Annotated in this window: 12 protein-coding genes; 8 read left to right on the top strand and 4 right to left on the bottom strand. The window is 70.4% G+C overall.

Annotated features, from left to right (window positions below; genetic code table 11):
- Window positions 1-9: 9 nt before the first annotated feature.
- The 7 genes from VT52_RS32270 (at window position 10) to VT52_RS32240 (ending at window position 9,354) form a co-directional block, all read left to right on the top strand.
- On the top strand, window positions 10-1,221 hold the full coding sequence (locus VT52_RS32270) for an ROK family transcriptional regulator (RefSeq protein ID WP_046427443.1): 1,212 nt from the start codon (window positions 10-12) through the stop codon (window positions 1,219-1,221).
- A gap of 133 nt (window positions 1,222-1,354) precedes the next feature.
- Window positions 1,355-2,458: a sugar ABC transporter substrate-binding protein gene (locus tag VT52_RS32265; RefSeq protein ID WP_046427444.1), complete on the top strand. Its 1,104-nt coding sequence runs from the start codon at window positions 1,355-1,357 to the stop codon at window positions 2,456-2,458.
- Window positions 2,459-2,655: 197 nt separating this feature from the next.
- Window positions 2,656-3,456 (top strand): ATP-binding cassette domain-containing protein, encoded by an 801-nt coding sequence (locus tag VT52_RS32260; protein WP_046427445.1) that lies wholly within the window; start codon window positions 2,656-2,658, stop codon window positions 3,454-3,456.
- Window positions 3,453-4,760, top strand: a complete 1,308-nt coding sequence (locus VT52_RS32255; protein ID WP_046427447.1) for a sugar ABC transporter permease — start codon at window positions 3,453-3,455, stop codon at window positions 4,758-4,760. Before VT52_RS32260 ends, VT52_RS32255 begins: the two co-directional genes overlap by 4 nt.
- A gap of 158 nt (window positions 4,761-4,918) precedes the next feature.
- Window positions 4,919-5,530, top strand: a complete 612-nt coding sequence (locus VT52_RS32250; protein WP_143070952.1) for a hypothetical protein — start codon at window positions 4,919-4,921, stop codon at window positions 5,528-5,530.
- Window positions 5,531-5,762: 232 nt separating this feature from the next.
- Window positions 5,763-7,691 carry a 1-deoxy-D-xylulose-5-phosphate synthase gene (gene dxs, locus VT52_RS32245; protein WP_046427451.1) on the top strand — a complete coding sequence of 643 codons (1,929 nt, stop codon included), beginning with the start codon at window positions 5,763-5,765 and terminating at the stop codon, window positions 7,689-7,691.
- 151 nt (window positions 7,692-7,842) lie between these two features.
- Window positions 7,843-9,354, top strand: coding sequence for an amino acid permease (locus tag VT52_RS32240; protein WP_046427467.1), 1,512 nt, complete (start codon window positions 7,843-7,845; stop codon window positions 9,352-9,354).
- 42 nt (window positions 9,355-9,396) lie between these two features.
- Here the strand turns inward: VT52_RS32240 and VT52_RS32235 are convergent, their stop codons facing one another.
- Window positions 9,397-9,774 carry a PIN domain-containing protein gene (locus tag VT52_RS32235; protein ID WP_046427453.1) on the bottom strand — a complete coding sequence of 126 codons (378 nt, stop codon included), beginning with the start codon at window positions 9,772-9,774 and terminating at the stop codon, window positions 9,397-9,399.
- 55 nt (window positions 9,775-9,829) lie between these two features.
- Between VT52_RS32235 and VT52_RS32230 the strand changes: the two genes are divergently transcribed.
- Window positions 9,830-10,846: a PLL family lectin gene (locus VT52_RS32230; protein WP_046427455.1), complete on the top strand. Its 1,017-nt coding sequence runs from the start codon at window positions 9,830-9,832 to the stop codon at window positions 10,844-10,846.
- 158 nt (window positions 10,847-11,004) lie between these two features.
- Here VT52_RS32230 and VT52_RS32225 read toward each other — a convergent pair whose 3' ends face one another.
- From VT52_RS32225 to VT52_RS32215, 3 genes are all read right to left on the bottom strand, one after another.
- A complete protein-coding gene (locus tag VT52_RS32225) occupies window positions 11,005-13,131 on the bottom strand; it encodes a 3-hydroxyacyl-CoA dehydrogenase NAD-binding domain-containing protein (RefSeq protein WP_046427458.1) in 2,127 nt (708 codons plus the stop codon).
- Window positions 13,128-14,345, bottom strand: a complete 1,218-nt coding sequence (locus tag VT52_RS32220; RefSeq protein ID WP_046427459.1) for a thiolase family protein — start codon at window positions 14,343-14,345, stop codon at window positions 13,128-13,130. The genes VT52_RS32225 and VT52_RS32220 overlap by 4 nt, the downstream gene beginning before the upstream one ends.
- 242 nt (window positions 14,346-14,587) lie before the next feature.
- Window positions 14,588-15,877 carry a ribonuclease D gene (locus VT52_RS32215; protein WP_046427462.1) on the bottom strand — a complete coding sequence of 430 codons (1,290 nt, stop codon included), beginning with the start codon at window positions 15,875-15,877 and terminating at the stop codon, window positions 14,588-14,590.
- Between the last annotated feature and the right edge of the window lie 55 nt (window positions 15,878-15,932).

Genomic DNA, 15,932 nt, shown 5'->3' with positions numbered 1-15,932 from the left:
GAGGTCGTCGTGGAGACTCCAGGGTCGCAGTCGTCGCTGCACCGAGCCAACCTGGAGCGGGTGGTACGGGCCGTCCGGCTTGCCGGTTCGCTCACGCAGGCGGAGATCGCGCGGACGACCGGCCTGTCCGCCGCCACGGTCTCCAACATCGTGCGGGAGCTGAAGGACGGCGGGACCGTCGAGGTCACGCCCACCTCGGCGGGCGGGCGCCGGGCCCGCAGCGTCAGCCTCAGCGGGGACGCGGGCATCGTGATCGGCGTCGACTTCGGGCACCAGCACCTGCGGGTCGCCGTCGGCAACCTCGCCCACCAGGTGCTGGCCGAGGAGGCCGAGCCGCTGGATGTGGACGCCTCCGCCGCCCAGGGCTTCGACCGGGCCGAGGAGCTGGTCAGCAGGCTGATCGTGGCCACCGGCGTGGACCGGTCCAAGGTCGCGGGCGTGGGCCTCGGCGTGCCCGGCCCCATCGACCTGGAGTCCGGGACCCTCGGGCACAGCGCCATCCTGCCCGGCTGGGGCGGCACCAAGCCCGCCGAGGAACTGGAACAGCGCCTCGGCGTGCCCGTGCACGTGGACAACGACGCGAACCTCGGCGCCCTCGGTGAGCTGGTCTGGGGCAGCGGCAAGGGCGTGCGCGACCTCGCGTACATCAAGGTCGCCAGCGGCGTCGGCGCCGGCCTGGTCATCGACGGCAAGATCTACCGCGGGCCGGGCGGCACCGCGGGCGAGATCGGCCACATCACGCTGGACGAGTCGGGCCCGGTCTGCCGGTGCGGCAACCGCGGCTGCCTGGAGACCTTCGCGGCGGCCCGCTACGTCCTCCCGCTGCTCCAGCCGAGCCACGGGTCCGATCTGACCATGGAGGGCGTCGTACGGCTCGCCAGGGAGGGTGACCCCGGCTGCCGCCGGGTGGTCGCCGACGTCGGCCGCCACATCGGCAGCGGCGTGGCAAATCTCTGCAATCTCCTCAACCCCAGCCGGGTGCTCCTCGGCGGCGATCTCGCGGAGGCGGGCGAGCTGGTCCTCGGGCCCATCAGGGAGTCCGTCGGCCGCTACGCGATCCCCAGCGCCGCCCGTCAACTCACCGTGCTTCCCGGGGCACTTGGGGGTCGCGCCGAGGTGCTCGGCGCGCTCGCCCTCGCCCTGAGCGAGATGGGCGATTCGGCCCTTCTGGACGGATCCGTCACCGGCGCTCCGGCCATGTCCGCCCCTGCCTTCACTTAGAGAAGGAATGGCACCGTTGCCATCTCGTTAAGGATTTACTTCTTGACGTCGCACGTGTGGCCGAGTTGACTTCCAGCCACCTCGGCCGCAACGACGCGGCCTCGTCAGGGAGGTTTGAGAAGTGAACACGCGTATGCGTCGCGCGGCCTTCGCCGTTGCCGCTGGTGCCATGGCCGTCTCGCTCGCCGCCTGTGGCAGTGCCAAGGAGTCGAAGGGCGACAGCTCTTCCTCCTCGTCGTCCGCCAAGAAGGGCGACAACATCAAGGTCGGTCTCCTGCTTCCGGAGAACAAGACCGCTCGTTACGAGAAGTTCGACCGCCCGCTGATCGAGAAGAAGATCAAGGAGCTGACGAACGGCAAGGCGACGATCGACTACAACAACGCCCGTCAGGACGCGAACCTGCAGGCTCAGCAGGTCGATACCATGATCACCAACAAGGTGGACGTCCTGATCGTGGATGCGGTCGACGCCAAGGCCATCCAGAACTCCGTTCAGAAGGCCGTCGACGCCGGCATCAAGGTCGTCGCCTACGACCGCCTCGCCGAGGGCCCGATCAGCGCGTACACCTCGTTCGACAACGAGAAGGTCGGCGAGACGCAGGGCCAGGCCCTGCTGACGGCGCTGGGCAGCAAGGCCACCAAGTCCTCCAAGATCGTCATGATCAACGGCTCGGTCACCGACCCGAACGCCGCCCAGTTCAAGGCGGGCGCCCACAAGGTCCTCGACGGCAAGGTCACGATCGCCAAGGAGTACGACACCAAGGAGTGGTCGCCGGACAACGCCAACTCCGAGATGGAGGCGGCGATCTCCGCGGTCGGCAAGGACAAGATCGCGGGCGTGTATTCCGCCAACGACGGCATGGCCGGCGGTATCATCACCGCCCTCAGCGCGGCCGGCCTCAAGGTTCCGGTCACCGGCCAGGACGCCGAGCTGGCCGGTGTGCAGCGCATCGTCGCCGGGACGCAGTACATGAGCGTCTACAAGCCGTACGCTCCCGAGGCCGACGCCGCCGCCGAGATGGCTGTCTACCTCGCCCAGGGCAAGTCGCTGGACTCCGTCGCCAAGGACAAGGTCTCCAGCACCTCCCAGAAGAACGTCCCGTCGGTCCTCGTCCCGGTCACCGCGCTGACCAAGGACAACGTCAAGGACACCGTCATCAAGGACGGCGTCTACACGGTCGCCGACATCTGCACTTCGCAGTACAAGTCCGCCTGCGACAAGCTCGGCCTGAAGTAAGCCGCCGCAACACCCCCTCTTCCCCGGGGAGTTCACCCCCGTACCCCCCGGGAAGCCTCCTCGGTGAGGGGAGAGGGCGCCCCACTGTCCTCCGGCGCTCCGCGACACATACAGCCCCGCAAGCTCGGCGCGGGGCGCCGGACGGAACCCCCCCAAACTCTCTGCACAACCTCCCGCCGGGTCAGGCGGCGAAGGAGATGGTTCACGTGTCCGCTACGCCCGTGCTGGCGTTGCGCGGGGTCTCCAAGCGGTTCGGTGCCGTCCAGGCGCTCACCGACGTAGAGCTTGAGGTCCACGCCGGTGAGGTGGTCGCCCTGGTGGGCGACAACGGTGCCGGAAAGTCCACGCTGGTCAAGACGATCGCCGGTGTGCACCCGATCGACGAGGGTGCCATCGAGTGGGACGGCAAGCCCGTCACCATCAGCCGGCCCCAAGACGCCCAGGCACTGGGCATCGCGACGGTCTACCAGGACCTCGCGCTGTGCGACAACATCGACGTCGTCGGCAACCTGTTCCTCGGCCGTGAGCTGAGGAAGTGGGGTGTGTTGGACGAGGTCGAGATGGAGCGCCGCTCCCGCGAGCTGCTCACGACGCTGTCGATCCGCATCCCCAGCGTCCGTATCCCGATCGCCGCGCTCTCGGGCGGTCAGCGCCAGGTGGTGGCCATCGCCCGCTCCATGCTCGGCGAGCCCAAGCTGGTCATCCTCGACGAGCCCACCGCAGCGCTCGGCGTCGAGCAGACCGCACAGGTGCTCGACCTGGTGGAGCGGCTGCGCGAGCGCGGCCATGCCGTCGTCCTCATCAGCCACAACATGGCGGACGTGAAGGCGGTGGCCGACAAGGTCGCCGTTCTGCGCCTCGGCCGCAACAACGGCGTCTTCGAGGTCAGCACGACCTCGCAGGAGGAGATCATCTCCGCCATCACCGGCGCCACCGACAACGCTGTGACCCGCCGTGCGGCACGCACGTCCAGCACGAACGGGGAGGTTTCCAAGTGAGCGTCGACAACACCTCCGCGAACCTCGACAAGACGCCCGAGCAGGACGGGCAGCCTGTCGAGAAGCCCGAGGCGGCCTCCGCGGTCACCGCGGTCGACCCCCGCCTCCTCGTTCGCGAACAGGGCCTGCTGGGCTACTGGAGCGAGTTCAAGCGCAAGATGAAGGCCGGCGAACTGGGCTCCATGCCCGTCGTCGTGGGCCTCGCGATCATCTGTGTGATCTTCCAGGTCCTGAACTCCAACTTCCTGTCCGCGCAGAACATCAACGACATCACGATCACCATGGTCGGCACGGGCATGATCTCGGTCGGCATCGTCTTCGTGCTGCTGCTCGGCGAGATCGACCTGTCCGTCGGCTCGGTCAGCGGCGCGGCCAGTGCCCTGGCGGCCGTACTCGCGGTCAACCAGGGCTGGCCGGAGTGGGCGGCCGTGCTGCTCGCCATCGCCGCGGGCGCCGCCATCGGCGCGCTGCACGGCTTCTTCTTCGCGGTGCTCGGCGCGCCCGCCTTCGCTGTCACCCTGGCCGGTCTGCTGTTCTGGCTCGGCTTCATGCTGAAGGTGCTGGGCGCGGACGGCACGATCAACCTCGACTCCAACGGTCTGGTCGGCAAGCTCACCACGTACTACTTCTCGGACGTGGCCGCCGCGTACGGGCTCGCCGTGGTCGTGGTCGCCGTGTTCTTCCTCACCTCGTTCCTCGCCAACCGGCGCCGGGAGGCCGCGGGCGTCCCGTCCCGGCCGCTCAGCGACACGGTCCTGCGGACCGTCCTGCTGGCCGTGATCTCGTTCGCCGCGGCGTACATGTACAACCAGTACAAGGGCCTGCCGCTGGCCACCGTGATCTTCCTGGTGTTCCTGATCGGCTCGGACTTCGTGCTGCGGCGCACCCCGTACGGCCGCAAGATCTTCGCGCTCGGCGGCAGTGTCGAGGCGTCCAGGCGCGCGGGTATCAATGTGACGGCGGTGCGCATCTCCGTCTTCGCGATCTCCGGTGGCTTCGCGGCGATCGGCGGTCTGTTCCTGGCGTCGAAGATCGCCTCGGCGAACCAGAGCGCAGGCACCGGTGACCTGCTCATGAACGCGATCGCGGCCGCCGTCATCGGTGGCACGTCGCTGTTCGGCGGCCGGGGCCGAACCTGGAACGCCCTGCTCGGTGTGCTGGTGATCGTCTCGATCCAGTACGGGCTCCAGCTGGAGTCCATCGCGGAGCCGGTGAAGTACATGATCACCGCGGCGGTTCTGCTCACGACCGTCGTGATCGACTCGATCACCCGCAAGACGCAGAAGACGGCCGGACGCGCCTGACGGAAGCGACGAGCAGCCCCCGTGTCCCGAGGCCACGGGGGCTGCCTGTTTGCTGTCTAAAAACCTAATTGACACCCTATCGGACCATTAGGGATACTTCCCGAGCTTCATGATCATCTGTGGGTGTCTCCCAGCCCACACATCACGGGAGGGAAGACATGAAGAAAGTGCTGGCTGCCATGGTGTCGGCAGCCTTCTTCGCGACCACGTTCCTGACGACGCCCGCGCTGGCGGCCCCTGCGGTCGGCCGTCCCGCCGGGGCCACCCGTCAGGCGGCCCCGCGAGCGCAGACCTCGCTGCGATCCACTGACCGTGTCCTGTACGACGTCGACTTCTTCGTCGGCGAGCGCGTAGGTGCGAAGGATGTGCGGAAGCTGAAGCTCAAGCCCAAGAAGGCGTGGGACGAGCTGCATCGCTGCTTCAACTGCAGCTTCCCGGTGGACGGCGCGCCGAAGAAGTTCCCCTCGGAGAATCAGTACATAAAGCTCAAGGCGTGTGGCATCGGGCACTTCGGTTGCAAGAACGCCCCGGTCCGCTACCACAAGAGCAACAGCTATCCCTACACCTGGTTCTTCCTCGCGCAGAAGGGGCACTTCGACGGCAAGGACTCGATGGTCCGGTTCCGTTTCTACGACGACAAGCAGGGGTTCCTGCATCTGAAGGTGTATGCGACCGTCACTCACCCCACCATCCCGGACGGGGTCAACAAGGAGTTCGCCACCATGAAGTGGCGGGCTTTTGCCCACATCCTGGGCATGCACCTGGAGTAGGGGAACCGCCGTGGAGCCGGATCTCACCGGTTCCGCGGCCGGCCGCGTGAACCGCGGCCACCATGCGCCTGTCCACGATGCATGAGGTCGGTCACACGGCTGACCGGGCATCTGCCGACACTGCCCGATCGGGTGGTGACGCTCGGCGACCTGGAGCACCGCGCGCCCTGCCGGAAAGTTAGACTCTGGCGAGCCCGGCAAGCTCGATCAGCTCTATTGCAAGGAGGCACGGGTGCCGCTGCTGACCCGCATCACGGGACCGCGCGATCTGGACCGGCTCAGCCCGGAGGAGCTGGACCAGCTGGCAGGGGAGATCAGGACCTTCCTCGTGGAGGAGGTCTCCAAGACCGGCGGACACCTCGGCCCCAACCTCGGCGTGGTCGAGCTCACCATCGCCCTGCACCGGGTGTTCGAGTCCCCCAAGGACAAGGTGCTCTTCGACACCGGTCACCAGTCCTACGTGCACAAGCTCCTCACCGGCCGGCAGGACTTCTCCCGGCTGAAGATGAAGGGCGGCCTCTCCGGCTACCCGTCGCAGGCCGAGTCCGAGCACGACGTCATCGAGAACAGCCACGCCTCCACGGTGCTCGGCTGGGCCGACGGCATCGCCAAGGCCAACCAGCTCATGAAGCGGGACGGCCACGTCGCCGCCGTCATCGGTGACGGCGCGCTGACCGGCGGCATGGCCTGGGAGGCGCTCAACAACATCGCCGCCGCCAAGGACCGCCCCCTCGTCATCGTCGTCAACGACAACGAGCGGTCGTACGCCCCCACCATCGGCGGCCTCGCCAACCACCTGGCCACGCTGCGCACCACCGACGGCTACGAGCGCTTCCTCGCCCGCACCCGCGAGGTGCTGGAGAAGACCCCCGTGGTCGGCCGTCAGCTGTACGAGACCCTGCACGGCGCCAAGAAGGGCCTGAAGGACTTCATCGCCCCGCAGGGCATGTTCGAGGACCTGGGCCTGAAGTACGTCGGCCCGATCGACGGCCACGACATCGAGGCGCTGGAGTCGGCGCTGGCCCGCGCGAAGCGGTTCGGCGGGCCGGTCATCGTGCACTGCCTCACCGAGAAGGGCCGCGGCTACCAGCCCGCCCTCCAGGACGAGGCCGACCGCTTCCACGCCGTCGGCAAGATCCACCCGGACACCGGCCTGCCGATCGCCGCGTCCGGCGCCGACTGGACCTCCGTGTTCGGCGAGGAGATGGTCAAGCTCGGCGAGGAGCGCGAGGACCTCGTCGCCATCACCGCGGCCATGCTCCAGCCGGTGGGCCTCGACAAGTTCGCCAAGCGCTTCCCCGAACGGGTGTACGACGTCGGGATCGCGGAGCAGCACGGCGCCGTCTCCGCCGCGGGCCTCGCCCACGCGGGCGTCCACCCCGTCTTCGCGGTCTACGCCACCTTCCTCAACCGCGCCTTCGACCAGGTCCTGATGGACGTGGCGCTGCACAGGTGCGGCGTCACCTTCGTGCTCGACCGGGCCGGCGTCACGGGCACCGACGGCGCCTCCCACAACGGCATGTGGGACATGTCGATCCTGCAGGTCGTGCCGGGCCTCAGGATGGCCGCGCCGCGCGACGCCGACCAGGTGCGGGCCCAGCTGCGGGAGGCCGTCGCCGTCGAGGACGCGCCGACCGTGGTGCGCTTCTCCAAGGGCGCGGTCGGCCCCGCCGTCCCCGCCGTCGGCCGGGTCGGCGGCATGGACGTGCTGCGCGAGGCGGGCACCGACCGGCCCGATGTGCTCCTGGTCTCCGTCGGCGCCCTCGCCCCGATGTGCCTGGAGATCGCCGGCCTGCTCGACAAGCAGGGCATCTCCACCACCGTGGTCGACCCGCGCTGGGTCAAGCCCGTGGACGAGGCGATGGCCCCGCTCGCCGAGCGGCACCGGGTCGTCGTCACCGTCGAGGACAACAGCCGCGTCGGCGGCGTCGGCTCCGCCGTCGCGCAGGCGCTGCGCGACGCGGGCGTCGACGTGCCGCTGCGCGACTTCGGCATCCCGCCGCGCTTCCTCGACCACGCCTCGCGCGCCGAGGTGCTCACCGAGATCGGGCTCACCGCGCCCGACATCGCCCGCCAGGTGACCGGCCTGGTCGCCAAGCTGGACGGCCGGTTCGACCGTACGGCGGACCCGGTGGACTCGGTGGAATCAGCGCGCGACTAGGACCGGCGATCCCAACCGGGCCGGTTCCGCCCCTCCTTGCGGTGGCGGAACCGGCCCGTGTGCGTAAGCCTGCCTGTCACGGGGCACTCGCGTCCCGAACCTCTCGATCAAGTCGACCAGGTCGAGGACGACAAGCGTGGGAGGCAGCAACGTGAGCAGCTCACTCTTCCGGACGAAGAACGTCGAGCAGTCGATCCGGGACACCGAGGAACCGGAGCACGCGCTCAGGAAGTCGCTCTCCGCCCTCGATCTGACCGTCTTCGGCGTCGGTGTGATCATCGGTACCGGTATCTTCGTCCTGACCGGACAGGTCGCCAAGAACAACGCCGGCCCCGCGGTCGCCCTGGCCTTCGTCGCCGCCGGCGTGGTCTGCGCCCTCGCCGCCCTGTGCTACGCCGAGTTCGCGTCCACGGTCCCGGTGGCGGGCTCGGCGTACACCTTCAGCTACGCCTCCCTGGGCGAGCTGCCCGCCTGGATCATCGGCTGGGACCTGGTCCTGGAGTTCGCGCTCGGCACCGCGGTGGTCGCGGTCGGCTGGTCCGGCTACATCCGCTCACTGCTGGACAACGTGGGCTGGCACCTGCCGGAGTACCTCTCCGGACGGGACGGCGCCCACGGCTTCGGCTTCGACATCCTCGCCGCGCTGCTGGTGCTCGTCCTGACCGCGATCCTCGTCCTCGGCATGAAGCTCTCGGCGCGGATCACCTCGCTGGTCGTCGCGATCAAGGTGGCCGTCGTGCTCATCGTGATCATCGCCGGCGCCTTCTTCGTGAGCGCCCGCAACTACCACCCCTTCATCCCGCCGGCCCAGCCGGTGCCGGCGGGCGGGAGCCTCAAGGCGCCGCTGGTGCAGCTGATGTTCGGGTGGGCGCCCGCGAACTTCGGCGTGATGGGCATCTTCACCGCCGCCTCGGTGGTGTTCTTCGCCTTCATCGGCTTCGACATCGTGGCCACCGCCGCCGAGGAGACCCGCAACCCGCAGCGGGACGTGCCGCGCGGCATCCTCGGCTCGCTGCTCATCTGCACCGTGCTGTACGTGGCCGTCTCCGTCGTCGTCACGGGCATGCAGAACTACACCCAGCTGTCCGTGGCCGCCCCGCTCGCCGACGCCTTCAAGTCCGTCGGGCACCCCTGGTACGCGGGCGTGATCAGCTTCGGCGCCGCGATCGGCCTGACCACCGTGTGCCTGATCCTGCTGCTCGGCCAGACCCGGGTGTTCTTCGCGATGAGCCGCGACGGGCTGCTGCCGCGCTTCTTCTCCCGGGTGCACCCCCGGTTCCGGACCCCGCACCGGCCGACCATCCTGCTCGGTGTGGTCATCGCGATCGTCGCCGGTTTCACCAGCCTCAGCGAGCTTGCCGAACTGGTCAACATCGGCACGTTGTTCGCGTTCGTGGTCGTGGCGATCAGCGTGATCATCCTGCGCCGGACACGTCCCGACCTGCCCCGCGCCTTTCGCACCCCGTGGGTTCCGTTCGTTCCGGTCCTCTCCGTGTGCGCCACGTTCTGGCTGATGCTCAATCTGCCCGCCGAGACCTGGCTGCGGTTCGCCATCTGGATGGTGATCGGTTTCGCCGTCTACTTCCTCTACGGCCGCTCGCACAGCCGCCTCGCCCACTCCGAGCGGCCGGCCGAACCGGAACCCGCGCCGCCGACGTCGTGACCCGCGCCCCGTCGTCGTGTCCCGCCGGGCGGCGCGGCCGGCTCAGCCGAGCACCGCGCGGGGCCCGGTCACCCGCGCCCCCAGCGCCGTCACCCGGCGCCGCAGTTCACGGTCCGCGGTGACGACCAGACAGGTGCGGCCCGCCGCCTCCGCCACCAGCTCCACGATCCGGTCGTCCCCGCTGCCGGACGCCTCCGCCACCCGCACCCCCGGCACGGACCCCACCCCGCGGGCGGCGCCCTCGACCACCAGCACCAGTTCGAGCGGCCCTGACAGCTCGGCCGTGCCGGAGGCGGCGTACGCCACCAGGCGGTCGCGCAGCCGTTCGGCGGCCCCGCGCCGGTCGCGCCACCAGCCGTCGGGCACGGAGCCGACCACGTTGGCGCCGTCGACGACGAGCAGGGGCAGGATGTTCGTCATGCCTGCCATGGTGCCCGCTCGCCGGGCGTCCGGGGCCCCGGCTTAAAGTGACCGGGTGAACGGAGACTGGCTCCTGCGTGGCCGAGACGGCCGGCTCAGTGTCTACCAGTCGTCGGGCGACGCCGTCCTGTGCCGGGCGGAGAGCGCCCCCGGCGGCCCCTGGACCGGCCCGCGCAAGGTCGGCGGCGAACAGAGACTGCATCCCGTCCCGGCCCTCGGCCAGGGCGCGGACGGCTATGCCCACCTGGTGTCCTGGCGGCCCACCGGCGAGGGCGGGTCGGGCCTCGTGCACTCCACCCACTTCCGCGCCCACCTCGCCGCCCTGGACTGGAGCCCGGTCGGTCACCCCGACAAGAAGGGCGACCGCACCGGCCGGCCCGCCGTCGCCGTCGACGCCCAGGGCCGCGCCCATGTCTTCGTGCGCAACAAGGGCGGCGGCGTCAGCATGCTCGCGCAGAAGGAGAAGGGCGGCTGGGAGCCCTGGCGGGACCTCGGCGGCAAGGACGTCCAGGACGGACTCGCCGCGGTGACGGGGGAGTCCGGCGGGGTCGAGCTGTACGCGCCGGGCCCCGAGGGCGTCCTGCACTGGCGTCAGGAGGCCTCCGGCGCCGAGCCGGTGCTCCAGGAGCCCCTGAAGGCCCCGGTCCGCCCAGGGAGCCTGTACGCCCTCGCCACGTCCGCCGACAGCACGACGCTCTACTACACCGGCACCGACGGCGAGCTGTGCGCCTGGCGGCCGGGCGGCGAGCCGGTCACCCTGCTGACGGCCGCCGGCCACGGCCCGGTGAGCGCCGTCCGCTGCGACCTCGACGGCCACGACTGCACCCTGCTGGCCCAGCGCTCCGCCGCCGGCCGCGTCGCCTTCGCCGCCTACCCGACCGAACTGGAGTCCGCCGGGGCCTGGTGGACCGAGTCGGGCCCCCGGCTCACGGTGGACGCCCGGGTGTCCCTCACGACGGACCGGGACGGCCGGGTGGTCGCGGCGACCCTGTCCCCGTCGACCGGCCAACTCCTGCTGACCCGCCGCAAGGACGAGCCCGGCCTCGCGCTGGAGGCGTGGCGAGCGGTCTGAGCGGCGGTCCGGGCGGCGGTCCGGGCGACCGACTGCCCGAGTGACGGTCCGGGCGGACCGGGCGTTCCGGGCGGACCGAGAGCGGTGCGGCCCGACCGTGCCGTGCGCGAACGAAAGGGCCCCCGCCGAGGCGGGGGCCCTGCACGTCGCTGCCGGGGTTACGCCGGGACGCTCGCCACGCCCGGGGCCAGGAACGGCTTGCCGTTCACCCGCTCCGAGACGCCCTCGCGGTCCAGGTACGGCGTGATGCCGCCCAGGTGGAAGGGCCAGCCGGCGCCGGTGATCAGGCACAGGTCGATGTCCTGGGCCTCGGCGACGACGCCCTCGTCCAGCATGAGCCCGATCTCCTGCGCCACCGCGTCCAGGACCCGGTCGCGCACCTGCTCCTCGGTCAGGACGACATCGCCCTGCTTGAGGAGAGCGGCGACCTCGGGGTCCAGCTCCGGCTTGCCGCTGTCGTAGACGTAGAAGCCGCGCTTGCCGGCCTCGACCACGGCCTTGAGGTTCGGGGAGACCGTGAAGCGGTCCGGGAAGGCCCGGTTGAGGGTCTCCGAGACGTGCAGGCCGATCGCCGGGCCGACCAGTTCGAGCAGGACCAGCGGGGACATCGGCAGGCCCAGCGGCTCGACGGCCTTCTCGGCGGTCTCGACCGGGGTGCCCTCGTCGATGACGTTCTGGATCTCGCCCATGAAACGGGTCAGGATGCGGTTCACGACGAACGCCGGGGCGTCCTTGACCAGCACCGCGGTCTTCTTGAGCTTCTTGGCGACCGCGAAGGCGGTGGCCAGGGAGGCGTCGTCGGTGCGCTCACCGCGGACGATCTCCAGCAGCGGCAGGATCGCGACCGGGTTGAAGAAGTGGAAGCCCACGACCCGCTCGGGGTGCTGGAGCTTGGAGGCCATCTCCGACACCGACAGCGAGGAGGTGTTGGTCGCGAGGACCGCGTGCGCCGGGGCGACCGCCTCGACCTCGGCGAACACCTTCTGCTTGACGCTCATCTCCTCGAACACGGCTTCGATGATGAAGTCCGCGTCCGCGAAGCCCTCGGCCTTGTCCAGGACACCGGTGACCAGCGCCTTGAGGCGGTTGGCCTTGTCCTGGTGGATGCGGCCCTTGCCGAGCAGCTTGTCGATCTCGGCGTGGACGTAGCCCACACCCTTGTCGACGCGCTCCTGGTCGATGTCGGTCAGCACGACCGGCACCTCCAGGCGGCGCAGGAAGAGCAGCGCGAGCTGGCTGGCCATCAGTCCGGCGCCGACGACGCCGACCTTGGTGACCGGGCGGGCCAGGCTCTTGTCCGGGGCGCCGACGGGGCGCTTGCCGCGCTTCTGCACCAGGTTGAACGAGTAGATGCCGGCACGCAGTTCGCCGCCCATGATCAGGTCGGCGAGCGCCTGGTCCTCGGCGTCGTAACCCTGCTGGAGGTCACCGTTCCTGGCGGCCTCGATGATGTCCAGGGCGCGGTAGGCGGCCGGGGCGGCGCCGTGCACCTTGGAGTCGGCGACGAAGCGGCCCTTGGCGACGGCCTGGTCCCAGGCCTCGCCGCGGTCGATCTCCGGGCGCTCGACCGTGACGTCGCCCTTGAGGACACCGGCCGTCCACAGCAGCGACTGCTCCAGGAAGTCGGCACCCTCGAAGATGGCGTCGGCGATGCCGAGTTCGAAGACCTGCTTGCCCTTGAGCTGCTTGTTCTGGTTCAGCGAGTTCTCGATGATGACCGAGACGGCCTTGTCGGCGCCGATCAGGTTCGGCAGCAGGGTGCAGCCGCCCCAGCCGGGGACCAGACCGAGGAAGACCTCGGGCAGCGAGAACGCCGGGATCGCCTGGGAGACGGTCCGGTAGGTGCAGTGCAGGCCGACCTCGACACCGCCGCCCATGGCAGCGCCGTTGTAGTAGGCGAAGGTCGGCACGGCGAGGCCCGCGAGGCGCTTGAAGACCTCGTGGCCGCCCTTGCCGATGGCGAGCGCGTGCTCGTGCTCCTTCAGCAGCTCGACGCCCTTGAGGTCGGCGCCGACGGCGAAGATGAACGGCTTGCCGGTGATGCCGATACCGGCGATCGCGCCGTCCGCGGCCTCCTGCTCGACCTGGTCGATCGCCGCGTTCAGGTTGGCGAGCGAGGCCGGGCCGAACGTGGTCGGCTTGGTGTGGTCCAGGCCGTTGTCCAGCGTGATCAGCGCGAAGCGGCCGGCGCCGAGGGGGAGGTCGAAGTGGCGCACGTGCGCCGTGGTGACGACCTCGTCGGGGAACAGGCCGGAAGCCTGCTCCAGAAGCTCGGTGGTGCTCACTTGTCCCCCTCGAAGTGCGGGTTCTCCCAGATGACCGTCGCGCCCATGCCGAAGCCGACGCACATGGTGGTCAGGCCGTAGCGGACGTGCGGCTGCTCCTCGAACTGGCGGGCCAGCTGCGTCATCAGCCGGATGCCGGAGGAGGCGAGCGGGTGGCCGAAGGCGATGGCGCCGCCGTACTGGTTGACGCGCGCGTCGTCGTCCGCGATGCCGTAGTGCTCCAGGAAGGCCAGGACCTGGACGGCGAAGGCCTCGTTGATCTCGAACAGGCCGATGTCGGAGATGGACAGGCCCGCCTTGGCGAGCGCCTTCTCGGTGGCCGGGATCGGGCCGTAGCCCATGACCTCGGGCTCCACGCCGGCGAAGGCGTAGGAGACCAGGCGCATCTTGACCGGGAGGCCGTTCTCGCGGGCGAAGTCCTCGCCGGCGACGATCGACGCGGTGGCACCGTCGTTCAGACCGGCCGAGTTGCCGGCGGTGACGCGGCCGTGGACGCGGAACGACGTCTTCAGGTTGGCGAGCCCCTCCAGGGTGGTCCCCGGGCGCATCGGCTCGTCGGCGGTGACCAGGCCCCAGCCGGTCTCGCCGCCCACGGGGGTGGTGCGGCGCACCGAGATCGGCACCAGGTCCTGCTGGATCTTGCCGTCGGCGTACGCCTTGGCGGCCTTCTCCTGCGAGAGCACCGCGTACTGGTCGGCACGCAGCTTGGTGAGGCTCGGGTAGCGGTCGTGCAGGTTCTCCGCGGTCATGCCCATGAACAGGGCCGACTCGTCCACCAGCTTCTCGCTGACGAAGCGCGGGTTGGGGTCGACGGCCTCGCCCATCGGGTGGCGGCCCATGTGCTCGACACCACCGGCGATGACGGCGTCGTAGGCGCCGAACGCGATGGAGCCGGCCACGGACGTCACGGAGGTCAGACCACCGGCGCACATGCGGTCGATGGAGTAACCGGGCACCGACTGCGGCAGGCCGGCCAGGATGCCGGCGGTGCGGCCGAGGGTCAGACCCTGGTCACCGATCTGCGTGGTCGCGGCGATGGCGACCTCGTCGATCTTCTTCGGGTCCAGGCCGGGGTTGCGGCGCAGCAGCTCCCGGATCGCCTTGACGACGAGGTCGTCGGCGCGAGTCTCGTGGTAGATGCCCTTCGGGCCCGCCTTGCCGAACGGGGTGCGGACGCCGTCGACGAAGACGACGTCCCTGACGGTACGAGGCACGATGGCTCTCCTCCATGGTGCGGGACGCTGAGCGCTTGCTTAAGCCCATGCTACTTGCGAGTAATGTAGTTGCACAGCGTCAGAGGTGCCAGCGGTGAAGGTCACACCGGCGGGAGGCAGGACCGATGTACAGGTTGGCGTGATCTGTACGGCGTCCTGGCGCCCCCCGAGGGGCGCGGGGAAGCGCGCGATCGGCTCGCGGCGACCCGCGGCCGCCGCGACGACGTGGTGGAAGGCGGCGGTCAGGCGCCCTTCGACGACAGCGCGGTGACCAGCACCGGCGTCACCAGCTCCACCTGCCACGGACGCGCGCCGTACCCCGAGAGCGCGGCGGCGACGGCCCCGGCGTCGGCCGCGGCCGGCGGCTGCCAGCAGAGCCGGCGGACGGTGTCCGGGGAGACCAGGTTCTCCTGCGGCATGGACAGCCGCTCGGCGAGCGCCGTCACCGCGGCCCGCGCCGCGGACAGCCGCGCCGCCGCCGACGGGTCCTTGTCGGCCCACGCCCGCGGCGGGGGCGGACCCGTCACCGGCTGTCCCGGCTGCGGCAGCTCGGATTCCGGCAGTGCCTTCGCCCGGTCCACCGCCGCCTGCCACTGCTCCAGCTGCCGGCGCCCGGTCCGGTGCCCGAACCCGTTCAGCGCGGCCAGCGCGTGCACATTGCCCGGCAGGGCCAGTGCCGCCTCGACGATCGCCACGTCCGCCAGCACCTTGCCCGGGGACACGTCGCGCCGCTGCGCGATGCGGTCCCGCGTCTCCCACAGCTCCCGTACGACGGCCAGCTGCCGGCGGCGCCGTACCTTGTGCATCCCGGACGTACGGCGCCACGGCTCCTTGCGGGGCTCGGCCGGCGGGGCGCTCGCGATCGCGTCGAACTCCTGGAGGGCCCACTCCAGCTTGCCCTGGCGGTCCAGCTCCTTCTCCAGGGCGTCGCGCAGGTCCACGAGGAGTTCGACGTCCAGCGCGGCGTAGCGCAGCCACGGCTCGGGCAGCGGGCGGGTGGACCAGTCGACGGCGGAGTGCCCCTTCTCCAGGACGAAGCCGAGGACGTTCTCCACCATCGCGCCGAGGCCCACCCTGGGGAACCCGGCGAGCCGTCCGGCCAGCTCGGTGTCGAACAGGCGGGTCGGCAGCATGCCTATCTCGCGCAGGCACGGCAGGTCCTGGGTGGCCGCGTGCAGCACCCACTCCACACCGGACAGCGCCTCGCCGAGCGCGGACAGGTCCGGGCAGGCGACGGGGTCGATCAGTGCGCTGCCGGCGCCCTCGCGGCGCAGCTGCACCAGGTAGGCACGTTGGCCGTAGCGGTACCCGGAGGCGCGCTCGGCGTCCACGGCGACCGGCCCGGAGCCGGCGGCGAAGGCGGCGACCACCTCGGCGAGCGCCGCCGCGTCGGCGACGACGGGCGGAATGCCCTCACGGGGTTCGAGAAGGGGTGTCGGCGCCTCCGTCACAGAAGATCCGGCGTCGTCGGGAGAGGTGTCCCCATTGCTGCGCCGGGTGCTGTCTGCTGCGGTGTCTTGGGCGTCGGTCACCTGTCAAGGGTATCCATGCGCGGACAGCGCCCGTCGCCGGAACGTTCCGGCGACG

Origin of the sequence: Streptomyces malaysiense, assembly GCF_000980885.2 — a bacterium.
GTDB classification, from domain to species: Bacteria; Actinomycetota; Actinomycetes; order Streptomycetales; family Streptomycetaceae; genus Streptomyces; species Streptomyces malaysiense.
Note: the sequence above shows the minus strand (reverse complement) of the source record. Positions and strands in the feature narration are given on the sequence as shown.